The sequence below is a fragment of the Streptomyces sp. NBC_01255 genome (assembly GCF_036226445.1).
Lineage (GTDB): Bacteria > Actinomycetota > Actinomycetes > Streptomycetales > Streptomycetaceae > Streptomyces.
This window is the reverse complement of sequence record NZ_CP108474.1, coordinates 794,158-821,148: the sequence shown is the minus strand read 5'-3', so window position 1 is coordinate 821,148 and position 26,991 is coordinate 794,158. Positions and strand designations below refer to the sequence as shown.

25 protein-coding genes are annotated in these 26,991 nt (G+C 74.2%); 23 read left to right on the top strand and 2 right to left on the bottom strand.

Annotation, left to right across the window (positions count from 1 at the left end; genetic code table 11):
• Window positions 1-5: 5 nt before the first annotated feature.
• The 13 genes from OG357_RS03410 to OG357_RS03350 all read left to right on the top strand — a co-directional run bounded on the left by OG357_RS03410 (window position 6) and on the right by OG357_RS03350 (window position 15,101).
• Window positions 6-1,703 carry a molybdopterin-dependent oxidoreductase gene (locus OG357_RS03410; RefSeq protein ID WP_329619684.1) on the top strand — a complete coding sequence of 566 codons (1,698 nt, stop codon included), beginning with the start codon at window positions 6-8 and terminating at the stop codon, window positions 1,701-1,703.
• Between the two features lie 87 nt (window positions 1,704-1,790).
• Entirely contained in the window at window positions 1,791-3,977 is a 2,187-nt protein-coding gene (locus OG357_RS03405) for an ATP-binding protein (RefSeq protein WP_329619683.1), read from the top strand.
• 112 nt (window positions 3,978-4,089) lie between these two features.
• Window positions 4,090-5,271 (top strand): sulfite oxidase, encoded by a 1,182-nt coding sequence (locus OG357_RS03400; protein WP_329619682.1) that lies wholly within the window; start codon window positions 4,090-4,092, stop codon window positions 5,269-5,271.
• Window positions 5,272-5,336: 65 nt separating this feature from the next.
• Window positions 5,337-6,167 (top strand): ammonia-dependent NAD(+) synthetase, encoded by an 831-nt coding sequence (gene nadE, locus OG357_RS03395; RefSeq protein WP_329619681.1) that lies wholly within the window; start codon window positions 5,337-5,339, stop codon window positions 6,165-6,167.
• Window positions 6,168-6,235: 68 nt separating this feature from the next.
• Window positions 6,236-6,628 (top strand): VOC family protein, encoded by a 393-nt coding sequence (locus OG357_RS03390; protein ID WP_329619680.1) that lies wholly within the window; start codon window positions 6,236-6,238, stop codon window positions 6,626-6,628.
• 111 nt (window positions 6,629-6,739) lie between these two features.
• Window positions 6,740-7,420: an ABC transporter permease gene (locus OG357_RS03385; RefSeq protein WP_329619679.1), complete on the top strand. Its 681-nt coding sequence runs from the start codon at window positions 6,740-6,742 to the stop codon at window positions 7,418-7,420.
• Window positions 7,417-8,091 carry an ABC transporter permease gene (locus OG357_RS03380; protein WP_329619678.1) on the top strand — a complete coding sequence of 225 codons (675 nt, stop codon included), beginning with the start codon at window positions 7,417-7,419 and terminating at the stop codon, window positions 8,089-8,091. Before OG357_RS03385 ends, OG357_RS03380 begins: the two co-directional genes overlap by 4 nt.
• On the top strand, window positions 8,088-9,041 hold the full coding sequence (locus OG357_RS03375; RefSeq protein WP_443066617.1) for an ABC transporter substrate-binding protein: 954 nt from the start codon (window positions 8,088-8,090) through the stop codon (window positions 9,039-9,041). Before OG357_RS03380 ends, OG357_RS03375 begins: the two co-directional genes overlap by 4 nt.
• Window positions 9,042-9,196: 155 nt before the next feature.
• On the top strand, window positions 9,197-10,675 hold the full coding sequence (locus OG357_RS03370) for a cellulase family glycosylhydrolase (protein ID WP_329619677.1): 1,479 nt from the start codon (window positions 9,197-9,199) through the stop codon (window positions 10,673-10,675).
• 49 nt (window positions 10,676-10,724) lie between these two features.
• The gene (locus OG357_RS03365) at window positions 10,725-12,071 is read left to right on the top strand and encodes an alpha/beta fold hydrolase (protein WP_329619676.1); all 1,347 of its coding nucleotides are present in this window, start codon (window positions 10,725-10,727) and stop codon (window positions 12,069-12,071) included.
• A 111-nt stretch (window positions 12,072-12,182) separates the two neighbouring features.
• Complete coding sequence (locus OG357_RS03360; protein ID WP_329619675.1) at window positions 12,183-13,331, top strand: GntR family transcriptional regulator; 1,149 nt, start codon at window positions 12,183-12,185, stop codon at window positions 13,329-13,331.
• Between the two features lie 88 nt (window positions 13,332-13,419).
• Entirely contained in the window at window positions 13,420-14,352 is a 933-nt protein-coding gene (locus OG357_RS03355) for an SIS domain-containing protein (protein ID WP_329619674.1), read from the top strand.
• Window positions 14,349-15,101 carry a PIG-L deacetylase family protein gene (locus tag OG357_RS03350; protein ID WP_329619673.1) on the top strand — a complete coding sequence of 251 codons (753 nt, stop codon included), beginning with the start codon at window positions 14,349-14,351 and terminating at the stop codon, window positions 15,099-15,101. Before OG357_RS03355 ends, OG357_RS03350 begins: the two co-directional genes overlap by 4 nt.
• Before the next feature lie 21 nt (window positions 15,102-15,122).
• Here OG357_RS03350 and OG357_RS03345 read toward each other — a convergent pair whose 3' ends face one another.
• Complete coding sequence (locus OG357_RS03345) at window positions 15,123-15,896, bottom strand: VOC family protein (protein WP_329619672.1); 774 nt, start codon at window positions 15,894-15,896, stop codon at window positions 15,123-15,125.
• A 138-nt stretch (window positions 15,897-16,034) separates the two neighbouring features.
• The gene (locus tag OG357_RS03340; RefSeq protein WP_329619671.1) at window positions 16,035-17,015 is read right to left on the bottom strand and encodes an NAD(P)/FAD-dependent oxidoreductase; all 981 of its coding nucleotides are present in this window, start codon (window positions 17,013-17,015) and stop codon (window positions 16,035-16,037) included.
• 78 nt (window positions 17,016-17,093) lie between these two features.
• Here OG357_RS03340 and OG357_RS03335 point away from each other — a divergent pair, with 78 nt between their 5' ends.
• The 10 genes from OG357_RS03335 (at window position 17,094) to OG357_RS03290 (ending at window position 26,914) form a co-directional block, all read left to right on the top strand.
• On the top strand, window positions 17,094-17,684 hold the full coding sequence (locus OG357_RS03335; protein WP_329619670.1) for a helix-turn-helix domain-containing protein: 591 nt from the start codon (window positions 17,094-17,096) through the stop codon (window positions 17,682-17,684).
• 115 nt (window positions 17,685-17,799) lie between these two features.
• Window positions 17,800-18,768, top strand: coding sequence for an NADPH:quinone oxidoreductase family protein (locus OG357_RS03330; RefSeq protein ID WP_329619669.1), 969 nt, complete (start codon window positions 17,800-17,802; stop codon window positions 18,766-18,768).
• Window positions 18,765-19,946: an acyl-CoA dehydrogenase family protein gene (locus OG357_RS03325; RefSeq protein WP_329619668.1), complete on the top strand. Its 1,182-nt coding sequence runs from the start codon at window positions 18,765-18,767 to the stop codon at window positions 19,944-19,946. Before OG357_RS03330 ends, OG357_RS03325 begins: the two co-directional genes overlap by 4 nt.
• Window positions 19,943-21,046: an acyl-CoA dehydrogenase family protein gene (locus OG357_RS03320; RefSeq protein WP_329619667.1), complete on the top strand. Its 1,104-nt coding sequence runs from the start codon at window positions 19,943-19,945 to the stop codon at window positions 21,044-21,046. The genes OG357_RS03325 and OG357_RS03320 overlap by 4 nt, the downstream gene beginning before the upstream one ends.
• Window positions 21,047-21,155: 109 nt before the next feature.
• Complete coding sequence (locus OG357_RS03315) at window positions 21,156-22,772, top strand: ABC transporter substrate-binding protein (protein WP_329619666.1); 1,617 nt, start codon at window positions 21,156-21,158, stop codon at window positions 22,770-22,772.
• The gene (locus OG357_RS03310; RefSeq protein ID WP_329619665.1) at window positions 22,769-23,761 is read left to right on the top strand and encodes an ABC transporter permease; all 993 of its coding nucleotides are present in this window, start codon (window positions 22,769-22,771) and stop codon (window positions 23,759-23,761) included. The genes OG357_RS03315 and OG357_RS03310 overlap by 4 nt, the downstream gene beginning before the upstream one ends.
• Complete coding sequence (locus OG357_RS03305) at window positions 23,754-24,602, top strand: ABC transporter permease (RefSeq protein ID WP_329619664.1); 849 nt, start codon at window positions 23,754-23,756, stop codon at window positions 24,600-24,602. Before OG357_RS03310 ends, OG357_RS03305 begins: the two co-directional genes overlap by 8 nt.
• 38 nt (window positions 24,603-24,640) lie before the next feature.
• Window positions 24,641-25,609, top strand: a complete 969-nt coding sequence (locus OG357_RS03300) for an ABC transporter ATP-binding protein (protein WP_443066792.1) — start codon at window positions 24,641-24,643, stop codon at window positions 25,607-25,609.
• Window positions 25,602-26,273: an ABC transporter ATP-binding protein gene (locus tag OG357_RS03295; protein ID WP_329619663.1), complete on the top strand. Its 672-nt coding sequence runs from the start codon at window positions 25,602-25,604 to the stop codon at window positions 26,271-26,273. Before OG357_RS03300 ends, OG357_RS03295 begins: the two co-directional genes overlap by 8 nt.
• On the top strand, window positions 26,270-26,914 hold the full coding sequence (locus tag OG357_RS03290; protein ID WP_329619662.1) for a hypothetical protein: 645 nt from the start codon (window positions 26,270-26,272) through the stop codon (window positions 26,912-26,914). Before OG357_RS03295 ends, OG357_RS03290 begins: the two co-directional genes overlap by 4 nt.
• The last annotated feature ends 77 nt before the right edge of the window (window positions 26,915-26,991 follow it).

Below are 26,991 nucleotides of genomic sequence, written 5' to 3'. Positions count from 1 at the left end.
GAGGCATGACCCTCTCAGCGCCCCCGCGTGAGCCCACGCGCACGGACCGACTCCTGGCAGCGGTCGGCGGGCTCGTCGCCGCGTACGTCTCGCTCGCCGTCGCGGACCTCGTCGCCACCTGGGTACGGCCCGAGGCGAGCCCCGTGCCGGCCGTCGGCGGCGCCGTCGTCGACCGGACCCCGGCGGCCGTGGAGCAGTGGGCGATCCGCGCCTTCGGCGAGAGCGACAAGGCGGTCCTCCAGCTCGGCATCCTGGTCCTCCTCGGCCTGCTCGCCGCCGGGATCGGGCTGCTCGCGCTCCGGCACCGGGCGGCCGGTTCGGCGGCGGTCGGCGCCTTCGGCCTCCTCGGCGCACTCGCCGCCGTCACCCGCCCCGACTCGGACTCCGCCCTGGACGCCGTGCCCTCCCTCGTCGGCGCGGCCGTCGGCGCGGTCCTGCTGTACGCCCTGACCGGCCGGCTCCTCGCCCCGGGGGCAGGCGCCGCCGCGCGGACGGACCTGGCGGGCGAGCCGGACCGGTCGGAAGTGCCGGACCGGCCGGACCACGCGGACCGGCCGGACCACGCGGACCGGCCGGACCGCGCGGACCGGACGGACACCACCGTCCGGTCCGACCGGCGCGGCTTCCTGATCGTCGCCGCGTCCGCCGGGATCGCCGCGACCGGCGCCGCCGCCCTCGGCAGGGCGGCCGGCTCGCCCGTCGCGGAGGACGCGGCCGCCTCCCGGGCGGCGCTCCGCCTGCCCCGCCCGGCGCCCCCCGCCCCGCCCGTGCCCGCCGGGGCCCAGCTCCGCGTCCCCGGCATCAGCCCCTTCCTCACCCCCAACCGCGACTTCTACCGCGTCGACACCGCGCTCGTGGTCCCCAAGGTCGACGCCGATCGCTGGCGCCTGCGCATCCACGGCAGCGGCGTCCGCGAGGAACGCGTCCTCACTCTCCCCGAGCTGATGGCGCGCAGGGTGGTGGAGCGGGACATCACCCTGGCCTGCGTCTCCAACGAGGTCGGCGGCCCCTACGTCGGCAACGCCCGCTGGCTCGGCGTCCACCTCGCCGACCTGCTCCGCGAGGCGGGCGTCCGGCCGCCCTCCGAGGGCGGCACCGCCGACCAGCTCGTCGCCCGTTCCGTCGACGGCATGACCATCGGCACCCCCGTCGAGGAGGTCATGGACGGCCGCGACGCCCTCCTCGCCTTCGGGATGAACGGCGAACCCCTGCCCTTCACCCACGGCTTCCCCGTCCGCATGCTCGTCCCCGGCCTGTACGGGTACGTTTCGGCCTGCAAGTGGATCGAGTCGATCGAGCTCACCACCTTCGACGCCTACGACGCCTACTGGGTCCCGCGCGGCTGGGCCGCCGAGGCTCCCGTGAAGACCCAGTCCCGCATCGACACCCCGCGCCCCCTCGCCCGGCGCGCCGCCGGCACCGTCATGATCGCCGGAGTGGCGTGGGCCCAGCACCGGGGCATCGCCCGCGTCGAGGTACGGATCGACGACGGCCCCTGGCGGGACGCCGGGCTCGCCACCGAGGACAGCCGTGACACCTGGCGCCAGTGGGCGTACCCGTGGCAGGCCACTCCCGGCCGGCACACCCTCACCGTCCGCGCCACCGACGGCACCGGCGCCACCCAGCCCGAGAAGCGCACCGGCACCATGCCCGACGGGGCGCAGGGATGGCACTCGGTGGTGGTGACCGTCGAAGGTGCGTAACGAACCGGATCCGTACGCCCGTTCCTCGCTTTCATGAGGGAGACTGCTCTCGTGCGTGGACATCTTCCGGACGAGAACCCTGGGTTCGTGGGGCGCCGCACGGAACTGGGCCGAATATCCGCCGCGTTGGCGGAGGACCGCCTCGTCACCGTGACCGGCGTCGGCGGCGTCGGCAAGACCCGGCTCGCGCTGCGCTCCGCGCACCGCGCCGCCGAGCGGTTCCCGGACGGCGCCTGGTGGACCGATCTGACCCCCCTCGACGGAGACCGGCTCCTCGTCGCGCTCGTCGCCGACTCCGTCGACCTCGCCGACCACACCCCCGGCATGGCGAGCACCGCGCTCTGCCGCAGGCTCGCCGAGGACCGGCTGCTCCTCGTCCTCGACTCCTGCGAGCACCTCGCCGACCCCTGCGCCCGGCTCGTCGCCGACCTGCTCGCCGCCGCCCCGGGACTCACGGTCCTCGCCACCAGCCGCCGCCCCCTCGGCGTCGACGGCGAACGGGTCGTCGCCCTCGACCCGCTGCCGCCCGCGGGGCGGGACGCCCTGGAGCTGCTCCGCCGGGCCGCCGGGGAGGACTTCCCCGCCGCGGGACCCGCCGGGGAGATCTGCGTACGCCTCGAAGGCATCCCCCTCGCCCTGGAGCTCGCCGCCGCGCAGATCCGCCTCCAGGGCGCCGAGGCCGTCCGCGACCAGCTCGGGACCCGTCTCGACACCCCGCCGGGAGCCCGCTTCGACCTGCTCGCCCACACCGAGCGGGTGTGGCCCAGCCGGCACCAGACCCTGCGCGCCGCCATCGGCTGGAGCCACGAGCTGTGCGCCCCGCTCGAACGCCTCCTCTGGGCCCGCCTGTCCGTCTTCCGCGGCCCCTTCGACCTCACTTCGGCGATCGCCGTGTGCTCCGGCGGCCCGCTGACCCCCGCGACCCTGCCGGTGGCCCTCGACGGACTCGTCCGCTCCTCCGTGGTCCGCCCGCCCGACGGAGCCGGGCGCCATCGGATGCTCGACACGATCCGCGCGTACGGGGCGACCTGGCTGGAGCGGACCGGCGAGACCGGGACCGTCGCCGACCGGCACGCCGCCCACTTCCGGGGCATCGCCCGCCGCGCCGACACCGAATGGCTCGGCGCCCGCCAGCTCCGCTGGTACCGGAGCGTCGACGCCCATCACACCGACCTCCGCACCGCCCTCGACCGGCTGCTGCGCACCGACCCCGACGCGGCCCTCGACCTCGTCGGCTCCGTCGCCTTCGCCTGGTCCTGCCGCGGCCGCCTCCGGGAGGCCCGCGACGGCCTCGAACAGGCCCTGCTCCTCAGCGGCTCCCGTGGCCGTGCCCGGGCCCGCGCCCTCTGGGCGCTCGGCGTGACCCTCGTCCTCCAGGGCGAGTTCGGCCCGGCCCAGGACGTCAGCGAACGCTGCGCCCGCGAGGCCCGCTACACGGAGTACGAGGAGGCCCTGGAGGAGGGGCGTCCGGAGGGACGGCGGGAGGGGCGGCAGGAGGCACGGCGGGACGCACGGTCCGAGGCGCGGTCCGAGGCGCGGTCCGAGGCGCGGTCCGGTGAGCGTCCTGAGGCGCGGCCCGGCGAGCGGCCGGACGATCCGTACGCGGGGGCCGGGCGGCCCCGGCCCGGCGACCTCACCCTGGACGCCGCCGCCCTCGCGGGGCTCCTCGCCCTGACCACCGGCCGCCCCATGGCCGCGTTCGTCGTCGTGGACCACGTCCTCGACGCCGTGTCCGGCGGACCGGCCGACTCCGCCGCCCGGCTCCGCTGCGGCCTCGTGCGGGTCTTCGCCCTCACCGGCCTGGGCCGGCTCGCCGAGGCCCGCGAGCGGGCCCTCGCGCTCCGGGCCCTCTGCGAGGAGCTCGACGAGCACTGGACCCGCACCGCCCTCGAGTACCAGCTCGCCCTCACCGGCCTCCTGGAGGGCGAACCGGCAGCCGCCGCCGGCCACGCCCGCGCCATGCTCGAAGGCACCCGGCGGCTCGGCGCGAGCCTGGGCGTCGCCCTCGGCCTCGACGTCCTCGCCACCGCCCTCGCGGCCGCCGGCGACGGCGAGCGGGCGGCCGACGTCTCGGGCACGGGGGAGGCCTACTGGCGCTCCACCGGCCAGCCCCGTCGCGGCCTGCCCGGCCTGCGCGCCCTCCGCGAGAAGTACACCGATACGGCCCGCGCGACCATCGGTGAGCCCGCCTACGAGGAGATCTTCCTGCGCGCCCTCACGGGCCTCCCGCAGGACGGCCTCGACCGGGCGCTCCGCGGCTCCCCGCGGGCCTGAGGACGGGGGAGCCGGGCCCGCTCGCCGTACGGGGAGGCCGGGCCGGGACGCACGGCCCGGCCTCGGCTCGCCCCGACAGGACACCGTCCGCAGCCCGGCGCACCATGAGGTCATGGACGGATCCCCGAGCGAACCGGGCGGCATCAGCGCCCCCGGGCGGCTCGCGGGCCCCGAGGAGGGCATCACCGCCCAGGAACTCGCCCTCGCCGCCCGCAACCACGGGATGCCGCTGGAAGCCCTGCGGTACGACGTGACCCCACCCGGCCTCCACTACGTCCTCGTGCACTACGACATCCCCGCCACCGACCCGGACGGCTGGCGGCTCACCCTCGGCGGCCGGGTGCTCCGGCCGCTCGCCCTCGACCTCGAAGCGCTGCGCGCCCGGCCCTCGGTCACGCGCCGCGTGACGCTGGAGTGCGCCGGGAACGGCCGCGCCCGGCTCACGCCCCGGCCCGTCAGCCAGCCCTGGCTCGTCGAGGCCGTCGGCACCGCCGACTGGACGGGCGTCCCGCTGGCCGGGCTGCTCGCGGAGGCCGGGACCGCCGAGGACGCGGCCGAGGCCGTGTTCACCGGCGCCGACCACGGGGTGGAGCGGGGAGTCGAGCAGGACTACCGGCGCAGCCTCCCCCTGTCGGTCGCGGCCGACCCGGCGCGGGACGTCCTCGTCGCGTACGCGATGAACGGGGCGCCCCTGCCCCCGCAGCACGGCAGCCCGCTCCGGCTCGTCGTCCCCGGCTGGTACGGCATGGCCCACGTGAAGTGGCTCCACGACATCACGGTCACCGCCGACCCGTTCACCGGCTTCCAGCAGAGCGTGGCCTACCGCATCAGGGCGTCGACGGACGGGGAAGAGCCCGGGGAGCCCGTCACGCTCATCGCGCCCCGCGCCCTGATGATCCCGCCCGGCTTCCCGGACTTCATGTCCCGCACCCGGGTCGTCCGCCCCGGGCCCGTCCCGCTCGCCGGGCGCGCCTGGTCCGGGCACGGCCCGGTCACCCGCGTCGAGGTCGGAGAGGTCGGCGAGGACGGCATGGACGGCGAGGCCGGCACGTACTACCGCGGTACGGCGTGGACCGACGCCGTACTCGACCACGACCCCGCACACCCCTGGGCCTGGTCGTCCTGGCACACCACGTGGACGGCGACGCCCGGGCCGCACCACCTCGCCGTGCGGGCCACCGACGCCGGAGGCCACGTCCAGCCGCTCGCCGCCCCGTGGAACCGGGGCGGCTTCGCCAACAACCTCGTCCAGCGGGTGGACGTGCTCTGCGCCCCGGACCCGTCCGTCGCCTGACCGGGCGGCGCGTAGAGTCGACCCCGGTACATCGCAGCCAGCCCGACCCCGACGAGGAGACCCCCGTGACCGACGCGGCGTCCACCGCCCTCCAGCAGCAGATCGCCCGGGACCTCGAGGTGTCCGACACCTTCGACCCGGCCGTGGAGATCGAGCGCCGAGTGGCCTTCCTCGCCGAGCGCCTCACCACCACCGGGCTGCGCTCCCTCGTCCTCGGCATCAGCGGCGGCGTCGACTCGACCACCGCCGGGCGGCTCTGCCAGCTCGCCGTCGAGCGGGTCCGGGCCGCCGGCCACGACGCGACCTTCTACGCCATGCGCCTGCCGTACGGAGTCCAGGCCGACGAGAGCGACGCGCAGACCGCCCTCGGCTTCATCCGCGCCGACCAGGTCCTCACGGTGGACGTGAAGGCCGCGAGCGACGCGGCCCTGGAGGCCTGCCTCGCGGGCGGGGTGACCTTCCGCGACGCCCACCACCAGGACTTCGTGCAGGGCAACATCAAGGCCCGCCAGCGGATGATCGCCCAGTACGCGGTCGCCGGCGCCCAGGACGGTCTCGTCGTCGGCACCGACCACGCCGCCGAGGCCGTCTCCGGCTTCTTCACCAAGTTCGGCGACGGCGCCGCCGACGTCGTCCCGCTCACCGGTCTCACCAAGCGGCGCGTCCGCGCGGTCGCCGCCGAGCTCGGCGCCCCGGCCGGTCTGGTGTGGAAGGTCCCGACGGCCGACCTGGAGACCCTGGACCCGGGCAAGCCCGACGAGGACGCGCTCGGCGTCACGTACGACGACATCGACGACTTCCTGGAGGGCAAGCCGGTCGCGGAGGCCGCCTTCGCCTCCATCGTCCGCCGCTACCGGCTCACCGAGCACAAGCGGCAGCTGCCGATCGCTCCCTGAGCGGTTCGCGGTCCGTCGGCGGATCCTGGAAGGGGGTCTCGGAGGAGTCCCCCGGAAGGGAGTACGCCATGTTCGGCGAGACCACGGCGTTCAGCGGCTTCTCGGTCGACGACCTCGACGCCGCCCGGCGCTTCTACGGCGAGACCCTCGGGCTGAAGGTGGAGGAGTCGGGGGAGGGCGACATGCGGATGCTCTTCCTCACCCTGGCGGGCGGCACCCGGGTCTTCGTCTACCCGAAGGAGAACCACACCCCCGCCTCGTACACGATCCTCAATTTCGAGGTCGACGACGTCGACAAGGCCGTCGACGAGCTGGCGGCGCGCGGGGTGACCCCGGAGCGCTACCCCGGATTCGACACGGACGACAAGGGCATCATGCGCGGCGGCGACGGCGTGCCGACGATCGCCTGGTTCACGGACCCGGCGGGGAACGTCCTGTCCGTCCTCAACGAACACGCCTGAGCCGCGGGAACCAGGCTCCGGGTCCCGGCTCCGTACCCGAACGGCCCGCCTCCGTACCCGAACGGCCCGGCCGGGGTGCGGACGGACCCCCGTCCCACCCGAAATGGGAAGGTGACCGCGCCGCCCGACGACTGCCTCGCCCGCAACGAATGGATCTGCGGCGCCTACGTGTCCACGCGCGGCGAGATCCTGACCGACGCCGTCGTCCAGCACCTCCAGCTGACCGGCGTCTCGGTCGCCCTCGGCGTCCTGCTCGCCCTGCCCCTCGCGGTCGTCGCGCGCCGCTGGGGCTGGGCGGCAGGGCCCGTCCTCGGGATCACCACGGTGCTGTACACGATCCCGTCCCTGGCGATGTTCTCGCTGCTCCTGCCCGCGTACGGACTCTCCGCAGCCCTGGTCGTGGCCGGTCTCGTCCTGTACTCGCTCACCCTCCTCGTACGGAACATCCTCGCCGGGCTCCGCGCCGTCCCCGAGGAGACGCGCCAGGCCGCGCGCGGCCTCGGCTACGGGCCGATCCGCCTCCTCCTCGCCGTCGAACTGCCCCTCGCGCTGCCCGCCGCCATGGCCGGGCTGCGCATCGCCACCGTCTCCGCCGTCTCCCTCGTCACCATCGGCGCGATCGTCGGCCACGGCGGTCTCGGCAACCTGATCTACGCCGGGATGAACACCTACTTCAAGGCCCAGGTCCTCACCGCCTCCGTCCTCTGCGTGATCATCGCGGTCATCGCCGACCTGCTCCTCCTCGGCGCACAGCGGTTCCTCACCCCCTGGACCCGGGGACAGGCCGCGTGACCACGCTGACCGACGCCTGGTCCTGGCTCACCACCGCCGCGCACTGGTCCGGCGAGAACGGGGTCTGGCACCGGCTCGGCGAGCACCTGTTCCTCACCTTCGTCTGCCTCGCGCTCAGCTGCCTCGTCGCCCTGCCCGTCGCCCTCGTCCTCGGTCACCTCGGCAAGGGCGGCGCGCTCGCCGTGAACCTCGCCAACGCGGGCCGAGCGGTGCCCACCTTCGCCGTCCTCGTCCTCCTGCTCCTCAGCCCCATCGGCCCGTACGGCCAGTGGCCGACGATCATCGCGCTCGTCCTCTTCGCCGTGCCCCCGCTGCTCACCAACGCGTACGTGGGGATGCGCGGCGTCGACGCCGACGTCGTACGGGCCGCCCGGGGCATGGGCATGACGGGCGGTCAGACCCTCGCCCGGATCGAGCTGCCGCTCGCGCTGCCGATGATCCTCACCGGCGTACGGATCGCCGCCGTCCAGCTCGTCGCCACCGCCACCGTGGCCGCGCTCGCCGGCGGCGGCGGGCTCGGCCGGATCATCACGGCGGGGTTCAACCTCGCCTCCACACCCCAGGTCGTCGCCGGTGCCCTCCTCGTCGCCGTGCTCGCGCTCCTGATGGAGGGGGTCTTCGAGGGGGTCCAGCGCCTCGCGCCCGCCGGGGCGCGGGGGAGCGGCGCGTGAGGCCGCCCCACGTACGCACGGCAGTGCTGCTCGCCCTCGCCCTCTCCCTGTCCGGTTGTGCCGCAGGCCCGAGTCTGGAGGATCAGGGCGAGGTCACGGCGCCGCCCGGCGACAGCCGCAGTCTGACCGTCGGCTCGGCCGGTTTCACCGAGAGCGACCTGCTCGCCCAGATGTACGCGCTGCTCCTCGAAGACGCCGGCTACCGCACGAAGATCCTCTCCGTCACCAACCGCGAGCTGTACGAACCCGCCTTGGAGAACGGGCAGATCGACGTCGTGCCGGAGTACGCGGCGACCTTCGCCGACTGGCTGAACGCCAAGGCCAACGGGGCGGACGCGCCGACCGTCGGGTCGCCCGACCTGGCCACGACCATGACCGCCCTCCGCACGCTCGCCGCCCCGCGCGGGCTCACCGTCCTCGACCCCGGCCGCGCCGTCGACCAGAACGCCTTCGCCGTCACCGCCGCCTACGCCGCCCAGCACCGCCTGAAGACCCTGAGCGACCTCGGCGCCGCCCGCCTCCCCGTCCGGCTCGCGGCCGGGGACGAGTGCGTCCGGCGGCCGTACTGCGCCCCCGGTCTGGCGAAGGTCTACGGGATCGAGGTGACCGCCGTCGACCCCAAGGGCGTCGGGACGACCCAGGCGAAGCAGGCCGTCCAGAGCGGCCAGGACCAGTTGGTGCTCACGACGACCACGGACGCCACGCTCGACGACTTCGGGCTCGTCCTCCTCGCCGACGACAAGAACCTCCAGAACGCCGACCACATCGTGCCCGTCGTGAACCGCGCCCGCGCCGGGAGCGCACGCGTCACGGAGGCGCTCGACCGCCTCAACACCGTCCTGACCACGGCGGATCTGGCGGAGCTCAACGAGCGGGTGGACAGCTGGCGCCGCCTCCCCGAGGACGTGGCGCGGAACTACCTCGCCGGCAAGGGCCTGATTCCGGGCTGACGCGTCGAGGCTCCGTCGTCAGCCCGCTGAACAGCGTCTCTTGTCATGACCCTTGCGGGGCGCTCCGAACCCCTGCTATTCATCCGTTAGGAAAGTTTCCTTCCAGTCCAACGCTCCATCCCTCACCGCCCGTTCATCGTTCCGTGGAGACCCCCATGACTTCGGCACGATCCATACGACCCCGACCCCGACCCCGCACCGGACTCCGGCGCCTCGGCGTAGCCGGCACCGCCCTCGGCGCCCTGCTCCTCGGCCTCGCCACCGCACCGCCCACCGCGAGCGCCGCCCCCGTCACCCACGAGGCGGAGACGGCCACCGTCTCCCAGGGCCTCGCCGAGTCCAACCACGCCGGATTCACCGGCACCGGATTCGTCAACTACGACAACGTCAGCGGCAGTCACGTCCAGTGGAACGTCAACGCCGCCCAGGCGGGCACCGCCACACTCACCCTGCGGTACGCCAACGGCACGACGACCAACCGCCCCATGGACATCACCGTCAACGGCACCACCGCCGCCTCCGCCAAGGCCTTCGCCGGCACCGGAGCCTGGACCAGCTGGGCGACCACACAGATCACCGCCACCCTCAAGGCCGGCGCCAACACCGTCCGCGCCACCGCCACCACCGCGAACGGCGGCCCCAACGTCGACCACCTCACCGTCGACACCGCGACCACCCCGCCGCCCACCGCCTCCACCCCCGCCGCGATCAACGGACAGCTCACCGTCTGCGGCACCAAGCTCTGCAACAAGTACGGCAAGCCGATCCAGCTGCGCGGTATGTCCAGCCACGGCACCCAGTGGTACGCCCAGTGCCTGACGGGCGGCTCCCTCGACGCCCTGGCCAAGGACTGGAACGCCGACGTCCTGCGGGTCTCCACGTACGTCCAGGAGGAGGGCTACGAGACCGACCCCCGCAAGTACACCGACCTGGCGCACTCCCTCATCGAGCAGGCCACCGCACGCGGCATGTACGTGATCGTCGACTGGCACATGCTCGACCCGGGCGACCCCCACTACAACCTCGCCCGCGCCAAGACCTTCTTCACCGAGATCGCCCAGCGCCACGGCTCCAAGACCAACCTGCTGTACGAGATCGCCAACGAGCCCAGCGGCGTCGACTGGTCCCGCATCAAGAGCTACGCCGAGCAGCTCATCCCCGTCATCCGCGCCAAGGACGCCGAGACGCCGGTCCTCGTCGGCACCCGCGCCTGGTCCTCGTTCGGGGTCTCGGAAGGCGCGAACGAGTCCGAGGTCGTGTCCAACCCCGTGAACGCGACCAACATCATGTACACGTTCCACTTCTACGCGTACTCCCACCGGGACGAGTACCTGAACACCCTGTCCCGCGCCGCCGACAAGCTGCCCGTCTTCGTCACCGAGTTCGGCACGCAGAACTACGCCGGTGAGGGCGGCAACGACTTCGCGATGACGCAGAAGTACCTCGACCTGATGGCCGCGAAGAAGATCAGCTGGGTCAACTGGAACTTCTCCGACGACGACCGCAGCGGCGCCGTCTTCAAGCCCGGCACCTGCGCCGCCGGCGGAACGTGGACCGGCACCGGCTCCCTCAAGCCCGCCGGTGTCTGGATCCGCGACCGCATCAGGACGGCGGACTCCTTCCCCACCTCCTGACCCGCCCCGCCCTGTCCCCGGGTACGCCCCCGCCATGTGATCCACTGTCATGGCGGGGGCGTACCGATCAGGAGCAGCAGGAGCAGCGTTGACCACCTACCGCCAGCCGGGCCTCGTCCTCACCGACCACCGCTTCCCCGTCCCCCTCGACCACGCGCGCCCCGACGGTGAGCGGATCGAGATCTACGGCCGCGAGCTCGTCGCGAGCGGGAGGGCCGGCAAAGACCGGGACCAGCTCCCCTGGCTGGTCTACCTGGAGGGCGGCCCCGGCTTCGGCGCCCGCCGCTTCGTCGGCCCGCAGGCCTGGCTCGGACGGGCCGTGCGCGAGTACCGCGTCCTCCTCCTCGACCAGCGCGGCACCGGCCGTTCCACCCCCGCCAACCGCCAGACCCTGCCCCTGCGCGGCACCCCGCGCGAGCAGGCCGACTACCTCGCCCACTTCCGCGCCGACTCGATCGTCAAGGACTGCGAGCTGATCCGGCGGCGCCTCACCGGCGGCGCTCCCTGGACCGTCCTCGGCCAGAGCTTCGGCGGCTTCTGCGCCACCCACTACCTCTCCACCGCGCCCGAGGGTCTGGAGACGGTCCTCGTCACCGGAGGCCTTCCCTCCCTGCACGCCACGGCCGACGAGGTCTACCGGGCCGCCTACCCCCGCATCCGGCGCAAGAACGAGGCCCACTTCGCCCGCTACCCGCAGGACGCCGAACGGGCCCGGGCGATCGCCGCCCACCTCCTCGACCGCGAGGTGACCCTCCCCGGCGGCGGGATGCTGACCGTCGAGGCCTTCCAGTCCCTCGGCATCCTCCTCGGCTCCGGCGACGGCACCCACCAGCTCCATCTGCTCCTGGAGCACGCCTTCGTCCCGACCCCGGGCGGACCCGCGCTCGCCGACGCCTTCCTGGAGCAGGTCCAGGCCCACCTGTCGTACGCGGGTCACCCGCTCTACGCCGTGCTCCACGAGGCCATCTACGCCCAGGGGCAGGGCCCCACCGACTGGGCAGCCGAGCGCGTACGCGGCGAGTTCCCCGAGTTCGACGCCGCGTCGGCCCTCTCCGCGGGCGCGCCCTTCCTCTTCACCGGCGAGACCGTCCACCCCTGGCACTTCACCACCGACCCCGCCCTGCGGCAGCTCCGCGAGACCGCCGAGCTGCTTGCCGCGCGCGTCGACTGGGACCCGCTCTACGATCCCGAGCGCCTCGCCGCCAACGAGATCCCCGTCGCCGCCGCCGTCTACCACGACGACATGTACGTGGACACCACCCACTCCCTCGAAACGGCGAGCGCCGTGCGCGGCCTTCGGACGTGGGTGACCGACGAGTTCGAGCACGACGGGGTACGGGCCGGGGGGCCGCGCGTCCTCGACCGGCTGCTCTCGCTCGCCAGGGACGAGGCCTGACCTCCCGGGGCCGGTGCCGATCGTCCGGGCATATCGTCCGGGCATAGGATGCGGCGCGCAATCGACCAGCAAAGGCGCCGCGCGCGGCGCGGCGAGCGTGAGGGGGCCCGGATGACGGGACGCGAGACTCCGGCGTCCGGCCGGGAACTGAAGTTCCGGGCCCTCATGGCCGAGCTGCGGCGCGGCATCCTCGACGGCACCTGGCCGCCCGGCAGCAAACTCCCCACCGAGCGCGCCCTCGCCACCGAGACGGGCCTGTCGGTGACGACCGTCCGCCGCGCCTACGAGGACCTCGTCGCCCTCGGCCTCGTCGAGCGCCGCCAGGGCGCGGGCACCTTCGCCGCCCACCGCCCCGAGCGGGGCGGGACCGGCCGCCGGGTCGTCGGCGTCCTCGTCCCCGACACCACGTTCTACTACCCGCGCGTCCTCCAGGGCATCGAGAAGGAACTCGCGGCGGACGGCGCCCGGCTCGTCCTCGCCTGCTCCCACTACGACCCCGACGAGGAGGACGCCGCCGTCGAACGACTCCTCTCCGACGGCGTCCACGGGCTCCTCCTCGTCCCCAGCCTGCACACCGCCACCGACCCCGGCCGGCGCGCCGAGGAACTCCTCGCGCTGCCCGTGCCCGCCGTCCTCGTCGAGCGCCGGCTCGCCGCCCACGGCCCCGGCGACGCCACCGAACACGTCTGCACCGACCACGAGGGCGGCGCCTACGACGCCGTGCGCCATCTGCACCGCCTCGGCCACGAACGGCTCGGTCTCGTCGCCCGCACCGACGCGCCCACCACCGCGCCCATCGAGTCCGGCTTCGCCCGGGCGCTCGCCGACCTCGGGCTGCCCGGGGCGCCGCCGTACGAGAGGGACGTCATGGCCGGCTGGGACCCGGACCGCGCCGACCGGGCCCTCGCCGCGCTGCGGGCCGCCGGGGTCACCGCCGCGCTCTGCTTCGGCGACCGGGAGGCCGCGCTGATGCTCGGGGCGGTCCGCCGCGCCGGGCTCCGGGTGCCCGAGGACCTGGCGATGATCAGCTACGACAACGAGTTCGCCGATGTCGCGGAGACCCCGCTGACGGCCGTCTCGCCGCCCAAGTACCAGCTGGGGCGACTCGCCGCGCAGATCCTGCTCCGGCGCCTCGCGGAGGGCGACGCCGCCCCGCTCCACCAGGTGCAGCTGCGGCCCCGGCTCGTCGTCCGCGCGTCCTGCGGGGGCGGACGCGGAGTCACGAGGGGAGCGGGAGCCGAGCAAAAGTCCAAGCAGTGAGTCCCTATTGCTCATGGTGTGCTCTTGCCCCCGGCCGGTAGAACTCGGTCCGGACCCCACGGGGGAGTCCGCGAGAGAGGACCGCACCATGAGCACGCACGTCACCGCGGAGATCGCCAGCCAGCCCGACTGCTGGCGCCGCGCCGCCGAGACCGCCGACCGCCACGCCGCCCGGCTGCCGCGCCGGGGCGAGCGCGTCGCCGTCGTCGGCTGCGGCACCTCGTACTTCATCGCCCGCGCCTACGCCGCGCTGCGGGAGTCCCTCGGCGCGGGCGAGACCGACGCCTTCCCCGCCTCCGACCCGACGCCGCTCGGCCGCGGCTACGACCGGATCGTCGCCCTCACCCGCTCCGGTACGACCACGGAGGTCGTGAACCTCCTCGCCGGCGCGGCCGGCCGCATCCCGACCCTCGTGCTCACCGGCGTCCCCGACAGCCCGGCGGGACAGCTCGCGGACGAGACCGTCGACCTCGCCTTCGCCGACGAACGCTCCGTCGTCCAGACCAGGTTCGCCACGACGGCCCTCCAACTCCTGCGCGCGGGACTCGGGGTGGATCTCACGCCCGCCATCGTGGACGCGGAACTCGTGCTGTACGAACGGCTGCCCGCCGTCTGGGAGCGACGCGGCCAGTTCACGTTCCTCGGCACCGGCTGGACCGTGGGCCTCGCCGACGAGGCGGCGCTCAAACTCCGCGAAGTGGCCCGCGCCTGGACGGAGTCGTACGCGGCGATGGAGTACCGGCACGGCCCGATCAGCATCAGCGACCGGACGAGCCTGGTCTGCTGCCTCGGCCCCGCTCCCTCGGGCCTCCGGGACGAAGTGGAGTCCACCGGCGCCCTGTTCGCCGCCGACGCGATCGACCCCGTCGCCGCGCTCGTCCGCGCCCAGCGGCTCGCCGTCGCCCTCGCGGACCGGCGCGGCCTCAACCCCGACCGCCCACGGCACGTCTCGCGCTCGGTGATCCTCGCCGGAGCGTTCCGCCCGACAGCGTCGGACGCGGTCCGTATCCTGCGCTCATGATCGAGAACGACGCCACGGACCTCCTGGACATGCCCCGCGACTGGCAGCGGGCCCTCGCGGTCGTCGCCCACCCCGACGATCTGGAGTACGGCTGCGCCGCCGCCGTCGCCGACTGGACGGACGCGGGGAAGGAGGTCGTCTACGTCCTCGCCACGCGCGGCGAGGCCGGCATCGACACCCTCGCCCCGGACGTCTGCGCCCCGCTGCGGGAGCGGGAACAGCGGGACAGCGCCGCCGTCGTCGGCGTGGAAACGGTCGACTTCCTCGACCACCGCGACGGCGTCGTCGAGTACGGGCTCGGGCTGCGCCGCGACATCGCGGCCGCGATCCGCCGCCACCGCCCCGAGCTCGTCATCACCCTCAACCACCGCGACACCTGGGGCGGCGGCCCCGGCGCCCCCTGGAACACCCCCGACCACCTCGCCGTGGGCCGCGCCACGCTCGACGCGGCGGCCGACGCCGGAAACCGCTGGATCTTCCCCGAACTCACCGAACAGGGCCTGGAGCCCTGGGACGGCGTGCGCTGGGTGGCGGTCGCGGCCTCCAGCACCCCGACCCACGCGGTCGACGCGACCCCGGGCCTGGACCGCGCCATCCGCTCCCTGCTCTGCCACCGCGCCTACATCGAGGCCCTGACGGACGAGGACCCGGAGGAGTACGTCCGCTCCTTCCTCACCGCGACGACGACCCGCGCGGCCGCCCGCTTCGGCGGCCGCCCGGCGGTGACGTTCGAACTCTTCCCGCGCTGACGGATACCGGAGGGGGCCCGCTCACCCCATCGGCGCGGGCTTCAGTACCGCGAAGGGGGCGCCGAAGGGGTCGGCGAGCCAGGCGATGCGGCCGACGTCCGGGATGTCGGCCGCCGGCATGAGGACCGAGCCGCCGTTGCTCTGGGCCGTGCGGGCCATCGCGTCGGCGTCCTCGACCGCGAAGTACGGGATCCAGTGCGGTGTCTCCCCCTGGAGCTCGGCGACTCCGCCGAAGGAGGCGTCCTCCTGGTCCCCGTCGGCCGTGGAGATCACCCGGTACGTCATGCCCGGTGCCTCCATCTCCGCCCACCGCCAGCCGAACAGTGTCCGGTAGAAGGCGAGGACGGACTCCGGGTCGGCGACGTGGAGTTCCGCCCAGACCAGGGTGTTGGTGGCCGAGGTCCGCTCCAGGCCCTTCGTGGTCCCCGGCTGCCAGACGGCGAACTGCGCGCCGCCCGGGTCGGTGAGGGCGGCCATGCGGCCGGCGTCCATGACGTCGAAGGCGGGGAGGCGCACGGTGCCGCCCGCCGACTCGGTGGTCTTCTGCGTGGCGTCCGCGTCCGGGGTCTGGAAGTACACCGTCCAGGCGCTGCTCGCGCCCTCCTCGGTGAGCGGGCCGAGCGCGGCGACCGTGCGGCCGTCCTGCTGGAAGAAGCCGTAGCCGCCGGCGTCCGGGCCCGCCGAGCGGAACTCCCAGCCGAGGACGGCGCCGTAGAACGCCGCGGCCGCCTCGGTGTCGGGGCTGCCGAGATCGATCCAACTGGGGGAACCCGTGGTGAACTGCGTACCGAGCATGGAGGTGTCCTGTCCTTCCGTCGTCCGTGACTGCCGGAGTCGTGCTGCCGGAACCGTGCCGCCGGTCCCGCCGGCTTCCGGCCACCATGACCGATCCTCACCCCTGCGTCGCGGCGGCGCAGCCGCAGCACCACCGGTTCATCCACGCGGCCGACCGGCCACCGCGTCCTCCAGGTCGCCGAGCAGCAGCTCGTTGTTGACGGCCACACCGGCCCGGTAGCCCAGCCCCACCGCGTTGACGACCTGCTCCTGCGGGCCCGTCACGTTCCCGGCGGCCCAGACGCCGGGCACGCTCGTGCGGCCCGTCTCGTCCACCGCCACGAACTCCCCGAACGGTGTCTCGCGCAGCGCCGCCCCGAGCTGCCGCAGGACGCTGTCCCCGGGTACGAGGCGGTCGGCCCCGACGAAGACCACCTCGCGGGCCACCACCCGGTCGTCGGCGAGCCGGACCCCCGTCAGCCGGTCGTCCTCGACGACGAGCCCCACCACCTCGCCCGCCACGACCGTGACCCCGGCCGCGTCGAGCAGCGCCGCGTCGTGCGCGGAGAGCTCGTCGGCCGTGTGCAGGAAGAGCGTCACGTCCTTCGACCAGTTCGAGAGCATCAGCGCCTGGTGCGCCGGCATCCCCGGGTGCGCGATCACGCCGAAGGCCCGGTCGCGGACCTCCCAGCCGTGGCAGTACGGGCAGTGCAGCACGTCCCGCCCCCAGCGTTCGGCCACGCCGTCGATGCCCGGGAGCTCGTCGACGAGACCGGTCGTGACGACGAGCCGCCGCGCGCCCACGGCCGTACCGTCCGCGAGGGCGACGGTGAACCCGTCCCGGCCGTCAGGCGTCGCTCCCGTCACCTTCCCGGCCCGCCACTCGACCCCGTACTCCGCGATCTCGCGCCGCCCCGCCTCCAGGTACGCGGCGGGGCTCATCCCGTCCCGGGACAGCACCCCGTGCATGTGGGCCGCGGGCGCGTTGCGGGGCTCGCCCGCGTCGACCACCAGGGTGCGCCGCCGCGACCTGCCGAGGATCAGCGCGGCGCTCAGTCCGGCCGCGCCACCGCCGACCACCATCACGTCGTACCGCTCGTCCGTCTGCGTCATCTCCGTGCTCCTCACGTTCGTGCTCATGTCGCGAGAGTCCCTTCTCATCGGATCGAACGGCAACTCTTCTTGCCGTTTCCGCAACACCCGAGGAACACTGGAGCCATGACCGAAGACGACGACCGCATCGACGCCGTACTGAACGAGGTCGGCCCCCGGCTCCGCCGTGTCCGCCGCGACCGCGGCGTGACCCTGGCCGAGCTCTCCGCCGCCACCGGCATCTCCGTGAGCACCCTCTCCCGCCTGGAGTCCGGGCAGCGCAAGCCCAGCCTCGAACTGCTCCTCCCGCTCGCCCGCGCCCATCAGGTCCCCCTCGACGAGCTGGTCGGCGCCCCCGCCGTCGGCGACCCCCGGGTCAAGGCCCGGCCGATCGTGCGCCACGGCCGCACGATGTACCCGCTGACCCGGCAGCCCGGCGGGCTCCAGGCGTACAAGGTGATCCAGGAGAAGCCGACCGAGGCCCCGGAGCCGCGCGTCCACGAGGGGTACGAGTGGCTGTACGTGCTCTCCGGGAAGCTGCGGCTCGTCCTCGGCGAGCACGACGTCGTCCTCGCCGCCGGGGAGGCCGCGGAGTTCGACACGCGCGTGCCGCACTGGTTCGGCCCGACGGCCGACGGTCCCGTGGAGTTCCTGAGCCTCTTCGGTCCGCAGGGGGAGCGCATGCACGTCAGGGCGCGACCGAAGAAGTCGGGCTGACCCGGGCGAAGAAGTCCGGCCGACCCGGGCGAAGAAGTCCGGCCGACCCGTTCCGCAGCATGCAAGCGACCGCTTAGTATGCCACCGACCACCCGGTACGGAGGAGGCATCGCGGATGCAGGCATGGCGTGTGTACGAGAACGGCGAACCGAGCGCGGTGATGCGCCGCGAGGAGGTGGAGCCGCCCACGCCCGCCGACGGGCAGGTCCTCCTCAGAGTCCGCGCCGCGAACGTCAACTTCCCGGACGCGCTGCTCTGCCGCGGCCACTACCAGGTCCGGCCCCCGCTGCCCTTCACCCCCGGTGTGGAGCTCTGCGGCGAGACCGAGGACGGCCGCCGTGTCATCACCACGGCCGCACTCCCGCACGGCGGATTCGCCGCGTACGCGCTCGCCGACGCCGCCGGGCTGCTCCCCGCCCCCGAGAGCCTGGACGACGCCGAGGCCGCCGCGCTGCACATCGGCTACCAGACCGGCTGGTTCGGCCTGCACCGCCGGGCCGCCCTCCAGGAGGGCGAGACCCTCCTCGTCCACGCCGCCGCGGGCGGTGTCGGCAGCGCCGCCGTCCAGCTCGGCAAGGCGGCCGGCGCCACCGTCATCGGGGTCGTCGGCGGACCGGAGAAGGCGGCGGTCGCCCGCACGCTCGGCTGCGACCTCGTCGTCGACCGCCGCTCCGAGGACGTCGTCGCCGCCGTCAAGGCCGCGACCGGCGGCCGGGGCGCCGACGTGATCTACGACCCCGTCGGCGGCGAGGCCTACCAGCAGTCCGCCAAGTGCGTCGCCTTCGAGGGCCGGATCGTGATCGTCGGCTTCGCGAGCGGCACCGTCCCCGCCCCCGCCCTCAACCACGCGCTCGTGAAGAACTACTCCGTCCTCGGCCTCCACTGGGGCCTGTACGCGGCGAAGGACCCGGGCGCGATCGCCCGCTGCCACGAGACCCTGACCGCCTACGCCGCCAAGGGCCTGATCAAGCCCCTCATCGGCGACCGCGTCCCCTTCGACGGCGCGGCGGACGCCGTCCAGCGCGTCGCCGACGGCACCACCACCGGCCGCCTCGTCGTCCTCCCGGAAGGAGCCCGCGCATGACCGACGCCGAAGAACTCCGCTCCCTCACCCGGCAGTTGCTCGCCGACCATCCGCCCGCCACCACCGACCGCACCGACTTCCTGCGCGCGCGCTTCGACGCCGGACTCGCCTGGGTGCACTACCCCGTGGGCCTCGGCGGACTCGACGCGCCCCGCGCCCTCCAGGCCGTCGTCGACACCGAACTCGCCGCCGCGGGCGCCCCCGACAACGACCCGCGCCGCATCGGCATCGGCCTCGGCATGGCCGCCCCCACCCTCCTCGCCTACGGCTCGGACGAGGTCAAGCGCCGCTTCCTCCGCCCGCTGTGGGTGGGGGAGGAGGTCTGGTGCCAGCTCTTCAGCGAGCCCGGCGCCGGCTCCGACCTCGCCGCGCTCGGCACCCGCGCCGTCCGCGACGGTGGGGACTGGGTGGTCGACGGGCAGAAGGTGTGGACCTCCAGCGCCCACGTCGCCCGCTGGGCCATCCTCATCGCCCGCACCGACCCGGACGTCCCCAAGCACCGGGGCATCACCTACTTCGTCTGCGACATGACCGACCCCGGCGTGGAGGTCCGGCCGCTGCGCCAGATCACCGGCGAGGCGGAGTTCAACGAGGTCTTCCTCACCGGCGTCCGGATCCCCGACGCCCACCGCCTCGGCGAGACCGGCGACGGCTGGCGGGTCGCTCAGACCACCCTCATGAACGAGCGGGTCTCCATCGGCGGCGCCCGCATCCCGCGCGAGGGCGGCATGATCGGGAAGGCCGCCACGACCTGGCGCGAACGCCCCGAGCTGCGCACCCACGACCTGCACCGGCGCCTCCTCGACCTCTGGGTCGACGCCGAGGTGGCCCGGCTCACCGGCGAACGGCTCCGCCAGCAGCTCGTCGCGGGCCAGCCCGGCCCCGAGGGCAGCGCGATGAAGCTGGGCTTCGCCCGGCTCAACCAGGCCATCAGCGGCCTGGAGGTGGAACTCCTCGGTGAGGAAGGACTGTTGTACGGCGAGTGGGAGATGCGCCGGCCCGAGCTCGTCGACTTCACCGGCCGCGACGCCGGCTACCGCTACCTGCGCTCCAAGGGCAACTCGATCGAGGGCGGCACGACCGAGGTCCTGCTCAACATCGTCGCCGAACGGGTCCTCGGCCTGCCCTCCGAGCCCCGCAACGACAAGGACGTCGCCTGGAAGGACCTGAGCCGATGACGGAACGGACAGCACAGAGCGATCTGCTCTACTCCGAGACCGAGGACGACCTGCGGGCCGCCGTCCGCTCCCTGCTCACCGACCGGGCCGGCCACCAGGAGCTGCTCGGCCGGATCGAGTCGGACAGCCCGTACGTCCCCGGCCTCTGGAAGGCGCTCGCGGGGGACATGGGCGCCGCCGGACTCCTCGTACCCGAGAAGCTCGGCGGCCAGGGCGCGAGTCACCGCGAGGCCGCCGTCGTCCTGGAGGAGCTGGGCCGCGCGGTGACCCCGGCGCCGTACCTGACGAGCGCGGTCGTGGCCACCGAGACGCTGCTCGCCCTCGCGGGGGAGAGCACCCCGGCGGCCGAGCTCCTCTCCGGGCTCGCGAGCGGCCGCACGGTCGCGGTCCTCGCCGTGCCCCTGTCGGCATCCCCGTACGCGGAGCCGTCGGAGAGGTCCACCGCCTCCACCGTCACCGGCGTCGCGGATGCCGGCGCCGCCGACGTCCTTCTCGTCTCCCGCGCCGACGGCCTGTACGCCGTGCCGGCGGGGGAGGCGACCGTCGAGCCGCAGATCCCGCTCGACCTCACCCGCCCGCTCGCCCGGGTGACCACGGAGGCCGGGAGCGGCACCCTGCTCGCCGGGCCGGACGCGGCCGCCGCGGCGATCCGCCGCGGGCTGCTCGCCGGCGCCGGGCTGCTCGCCTCCGAGCAGCTGGGTCTGGCCGAGTGGTGCCTGGAGGAGACCGTCCGGCACACCCGCGAGCGCCACCAGTTCAACCGGCCGGTGGGCTCCTTCCAGGCGCTCAAGCACCGCATGGCCCAGCTGTGGCTGGACGTCGTCGGCGCCCGGGCGGCGGCCCGCGCGGCCGCCGACGCCCTCGCCACCGGCAGCCCGGATGCCCCGCTCACGGTGGCGGTCGCCCAGGCCTACTGCTCCAAGGTGGCCGTCCGCGCGGCCGAGGAGTGCGTCCAGCTGCACGGCGGGATCGGCATGACCTGGGAGCACCCCGCGCACATCGCGCTCAAGCGGGCCAAGTCCGACCAGCTCGCCCTGGGCTCGGCGGGCCGCCACCAGGACGCGATCGCCGCCCTGGTGGACCTCCCGGCCCCGGCGTAAGGGCCATCCCGGCCCGGTAAGGGGCCCACTGTGCCCACACCCCTTTACATACTGTTTAATTGCAAGCCGTTCGCAATAACAGTTGATCTCCAAAAGGGGTGTGGACACGATGACCGCCCGATCCATCCGCGGCGCGGCCGCCGCGATACTCGCGGGGGCCTTCGCCCTCACGGCGGCGGCCTGCACGAACCCCGGCTCCCCGGCCGGGGCCTCCGGCGGCCCCAAGGATTCCGCGGTCGTCGGCATCGCCTACGAGCCCGAGACGCTCAGCCCGCTCCTCGGCTACGGCAAGGACGGCAACTCCAAGATCTTCGACGGGCTCCTCGCCTTCGACGCCGACATGACGCTGAAGCCCGCCCTCGCCGCGAAGCTGCCGGACGTCAGCGCGGACGGGCTCACGTACACGTACACCCTCCGCGACGGTGTGACCTTCAGCGACGGAGCGCCCTTCACCTCGAAGGACGTCGTCTTCACGTACCGGACGATCCTCGACCCGAAGACGAACAACGCCTCCCGCACCGAGCTCGACGCGGTCAAGAAGGTCGAGGCGATCGGCGACGACACCGTCGTCTTCACCCTGAAGTACCCCTACGCGCCCTTCGCCGAGCGCACCGTCCACGCCATCGCGCCCGAGCACGTCGCCGCGAAGCAGGACGTCAACACCGGCGCGTTCACCACGAAGCCGATCGGCACCGGACCGTACGTCCTCAGCGGCTGGTCCAAGGGCGAGAAGCTCAGCTTCAAGGCCAACCCGACCTACTGGGACGGCGCGCCCGCGGTGAAGAAGTTCACCATGGCCATCGTCAAGGACGACGACGTCCGCGCGACCCGGCTGCGCGCCGGTGACCTCGACGGCGCCATCCTGCCGCCCAACCTCGCTGCCGGGTTCAAGGGCGACAAGGGGCGGAAGACGTACGAGGCGAAGACGTACGACTACCGCACCGTCACCCTTCCCACCCACCACAAGGTGACCGGCGACCCCGCCGTCCGCCGCGCCCTCGACGTCGCCGTCGACCGGCAGGCCATGGTCGACAAGATCCTCGAAGGGGCCGGGAAGCCCGCCTACGGGCCCGTCCCCACCGACAGCCCGTGGTTCGCGAAGGGCACCGAGCGCCGCCACGACCTCGCCGGCGCCCAGAAGATCCTCGACGAGGCCGGCTGGAAGCCCGGCCCGGACGGCATCCGCGTCAAGAACGGCGTCCGCGCCGCGTTCCCGCTCTGGTACCTCTCCGGCGACAAGCTCCGCCAGGACCACGCCCTCGCCTACGCCTCCGACGCCAAGAAGGCCGGCATCGACATCACGACCCAGGCCGGCACCTGGGAGGTCATCGAGCCCCGGATGAAGACCGACGCCGTCCTCGCCGGCGGCGGCTCGCCCGGCGACCCCGACTTCGACCAGTACCTGCTCCTGACGTCCTCCCTCGGGGGCGACGGCTTCAACAACATGGCCTGGTACGACAACAAGACCGTGGACCGCGCCCTGGAGGACGGCCGCCGGACGAACGACACCGCCGAGCGCCGCGCCGCGTACGACACCGTCCAGCGCGAACTGGTCAAGAACCCCGGCTACACCTTCCTCACCCACATCGACCACCTGTACGTCGTCAACGACAGCTGGAACGGGCTGAGCACCCAGATCGAGCCGCACGACCACGGCCTCGCCTCCGGTCCCTGGTGGGACGTCGAGGGCTGGAAGCCCAAGAAGTCCGGAGCGACGCAGAAGTGAACCGCCGCCTCCCCTGGGGGGCCATGGCGCGGATGACGGGACGGCGCGCCCTGGCCGCCGTCCCCGTCCTCCTCGCCGTCACCTTCGCGGTGTTCGCCGTCGCCGCGGCCTCCCCCTTCGACCCCGTGAAGGCCTACGCCGGCACCGCCGGACTGACCGCCTCGCAGGAGAACCTCGACCAGCTCCGCGCCAACCTCGGCGCCGACCTGCCCCTCCTCACCCGCTGGTGGGAGTGGCTCACCGCCGCCGTCACCGGCGACCTCGGCGACTCCTCGGTCATGCGCGCCCCCGTCGTCGACGTCATCACGGAGCGCCTCGGCTGGTCCGTCCTCCTCGCCGTCACCGCCTTCCTGATCGCCATCGCCCTCGGCACGCTCCTCGGCGTCCTCGCGGGACGCCGCCGCGGCGGCCTCCTCGACCGGGCCGTCAGTTCCGCCGCGTACACCCTGGAAGCCGCCCCCGCCTTCTGGCTCGGCCTGCTCGCGATCTGGTTCTTCGCCCTGAAGCTCGGCGTCCTCCCGGCCGGCGGGCTCACCGACACCGCCAGCGACACCGTCACCGCCGACCAGGTCGCCCGCCACCTCGTGCTGCCCGCGCTCGTCCTCGGGATCTCCCAGCTGCCGTGGTTCTTCCTGTACGTCCGCCAGGGCGTCGGCGACGCCCTCGACGAGGACCCGGTGCGCGGCGCCCGCGCCCGCGGTCTGAGCGGCCGCACCGTCCTGACCGGCCACGCCCTGCGCTCCGGCATGCTGCCGATGCTCACCCTCGTGGGCTCCCGCGTCCCCGAGCTCATCACCGGCGCCCTGCTCGTCGAGACCGTCTTCAGCTGGCCCGGCATCGCGGCGGCCACCGTCACGGCCGCCACCTCCGTGGACTTCCCGCTGCTCGCCGCGCTCACGGTCCTCGCCACCGCCGCCGTCCTCCTCGGCAACCTCCTCTCCGACCTGCTGTACGGACTCGCCGACCCGAGGGTGGGCTTCGATGGCTGACCAGCGCACCCACCGCCTGCGGCTGTGGAGCTCCGCCGTGACCGTCGGCGTCATCCTCCTCGCCGTCCTCGTCGTCCCCCCGCTCGTGCAGCTCGACGAACAGGCCGTCGACCTCTCGCGCAAGCTCCTCCCGCCGTCCTGGGACCACCCCTTCGGCACCGACGACCTCGGCCGCGACCTGCTCCTGCGCTGCATCTACGGGCTGCGGATCTCGCTCCTCGTCGGGCTCGTCGCCGCGCTTGTCGCCACCGTCGTCGGCACCGCCGTCGGAGCGGCCGCCGGAGCGGCCGCCGGAGCGCTCGGCGGCTGGATCGACCGCTGTCTCATGCGGCTCGTCGACGCCTTCTCGTCCGTGCCGCACCTGCTGCTCGGCATCTTCGTCGTGGCACTCTTCCGGCCGGGCGTCTGGCCGGTCATCGCCTCCGTCGCCGTCACCCACTGGCTCTCCACCGCCCGGATCGTCCGCTCCGAGGTCCTCTCGCTGCGCACCCGGCCCTTCGTGGACGCCGCCGTCTCCGGCGGCGCCTCGCGGTGGCGCGTCACCGTCCGGCACCTGCTGCCCGCCGTCCTGCCGCAGGCCGGACTCGCCGCCGTCCTCATGGTCCCGCACGCCATGTGGCACGAGTCGGCGCTCTCCTTCCTCGGCCTCGGCCTCCCCAGCCACCAGGCGAGCCTCGGCAACCTCGTGCAGAACGCCCGTTCCTCGCTGCTCGCCGGGGACTGGTGGCCGACCCTCTTCCCCGGCCTCCTCCTCATCGTGCCGACCCTCGCCATCGCGGGACTCGCGGGCGTGTGGCGCGACCGGCTCAACCCGCGCCGCCGATCGGAGCTGATGCTGTGAACGCCCCACACGCTCCCGAGGGCAGGGTCCTGCGTGCTCTGGAAGCCGTCACCGCCGAGCGCGCCGAGGATGCCCTCCTCAGCGTCCGCGACCTGACCGTCCGCTTCCGGCTGCGCGGCGGCCGGACCGTCGCCGCCGTCAGCGACGCCGACTTCGACCTCGGCGCGGGGGAGTGCCTCGCCCTCGTCGGCGAGAGCGGCTGCGGCAAGTCCGTCCTCGCCTCCGCCCTCCTCGGCCTGCTCCCGGGCAACGCCGAGACCTCCGGTACGGCGCTGATCGACGGGACCGATCTGCTCGCCGCCGACGAGAAGACCCTGGCCCGCACGGTACGGGGCCGCCGCGTCGGGCTCGTACCGCAGAGCCCCGCCGCCCACCTCACCCCCGTCCGCACCGTCCGGTCCCAGCTGGAGGAGACCGTACGGGCCCTCACCGGCACCCCGCGCCGCGCGCGGCGGAAGGCCGCCGAGGACGCCGCCGCACGGGCCGCCTTCCCGGCCGGCCACCTCGACCGGTACCCGCACGAGCTCTCCGGCGGCCTCGCCCAGCGCGCCGCGACCGCCCTCGCCCTCATCGGCGACGCCCGCCTCCTCCTCGCCGACGAACCGACGACCGGCCTCGACCGGGACCTCGTCGACCGCACCGTCGACGAACTGCGCCGCCACGTCGACGAGGGCCGGGGCCTGCTCCTCATCACCCACGACCTCGCCGCGGCCGCCCGCATCGCCGACCGCGTCGCCGTCATGTACGCGGGCCGGATCGTCGAACTCGCCCCCGCCCACCGCTTCTTCGGTGCCACCGGCCCCCGCCACCCGTACGCGCGCGGGCTCCTCGACGCCCTCCCCGACCGGGCGTTCACCCCCATCCCCGGCATGCCCCCGGAGCTCTCCGCGCTGCCCGACTGCTGCGCCTTCGCCCCGCGCTGCCCCCTGGCCACCGACCTCTGCACCACCCGCCCCGAGCCGCGCGCCGGGGTGGCCTGTCACCACCCGGAGCACCCCCGTGCTTGAACTCGACACCGTCACCGCCGGCTACGACCGCCGCGAGCCCGTCTTCCGGGGCGCCTCGCTCACCGTCGCCCCCGGCGAGTCCGTCGGCCTCCTCGGCCCCAGCGGCTGCGGCAAGTCCACCCTCGCCCGGGTCGCCGCCCTCCTCCACCGGCCCGACGCCGGCCGGCTCGTCCTCGACGGCACCGAGATCCGGGCCTGGCGCCACCGCGCGCCGCGTGAGCTCCGTACCGCCGTCGGCGTCGTCTTCCAGCAGCCCCGCACCGCCGCCGATCCCCGGCTCACCCTCGCCGAGATCGTCGCCGAACCGCTCCGCGCCACCGGCCGCCGCGCCGAGGCCGACAGCCGGGTCGCCGAGCTCGCCCCGGCCGTCGGCCTCACCGCCGACCTGCTCACCCGCCGCCCCCACGAGGTCAGCGACGGCCAGCTCCAACGCGCCTGCCTGGCCCGCGCGTTGACCCTGCGTCCGCGCTGGCTGATCTGCGACGAGATGACCGCGATGCTCGACGCGTCCACCACGGCCGCGCTCGTCGCCGCCGTCGAGGCCTACCGCGCGGAGACCGGCGCGGGCCTGCTCGCCGTGGGCCACGACCGCGTCCTGCTGAACCGCTGGTGCGACCGTACGGTGGAGTGGAGGGACTGCCTGCCCGCCGAGGAGAGCCCGTGACCACCCCCTGGGGCCGCGCCGCCGAGGACGACCCCCTCGACGGGCTGCGCGCCGCCGTGACCGCCGCCGACTGCGGATACGAGCCCCAGGGCGGGTACGAGGACCGCTGCTGGATCCTCCACACCGTCCACGACGGTCCCGTACGGCTCCGCTGGGACGAGGTGCTGTCCCGGGCCGGACGCCGGCTCGCCGACTGGCCAAACACCCTGTCCTCCCTGGTCTTCGAGGGCGTGGAGGGGACGCACGACCTCGAAGGGCCCGACCCGGCGGAGATGGACCGCGCGTGCCTGGCCCGGCTCGTCGACCACCTGGCCCGTAGCGGCCCGCAGGGCCCGAACACCCCCTGTGCGGGCGCCAGGGCCCCCGTGGCGACGTCACACGAGGAATGGATGCTCCACGGCGAACGCCTGGTCGCCCGGCGGGGTCGGCTGGGCGACGCCCTCGCCCACCACGACGCCATGCCGGACGGATGGTTTCCCGCCACCTGGTGGGCGGCGGACGGGAGCTGGCTCGTCCTCACCGACTTCGACCTCAACGCCACCGAGGTCTTCGGTGACGCCGCGCTGATCGCGGGGCTGCTCGCCGATCCGGAGGTCGACGCGGTGCGTCACCCGAGCATCGCCGAGAGCCTCGGCGGCTGAACCCAGGGGGCGTCCCTGCCGAAATCCCACCCGTATGGCCGCCCCGCCATACGCCCGGACGGACCGCTCATTCCGCC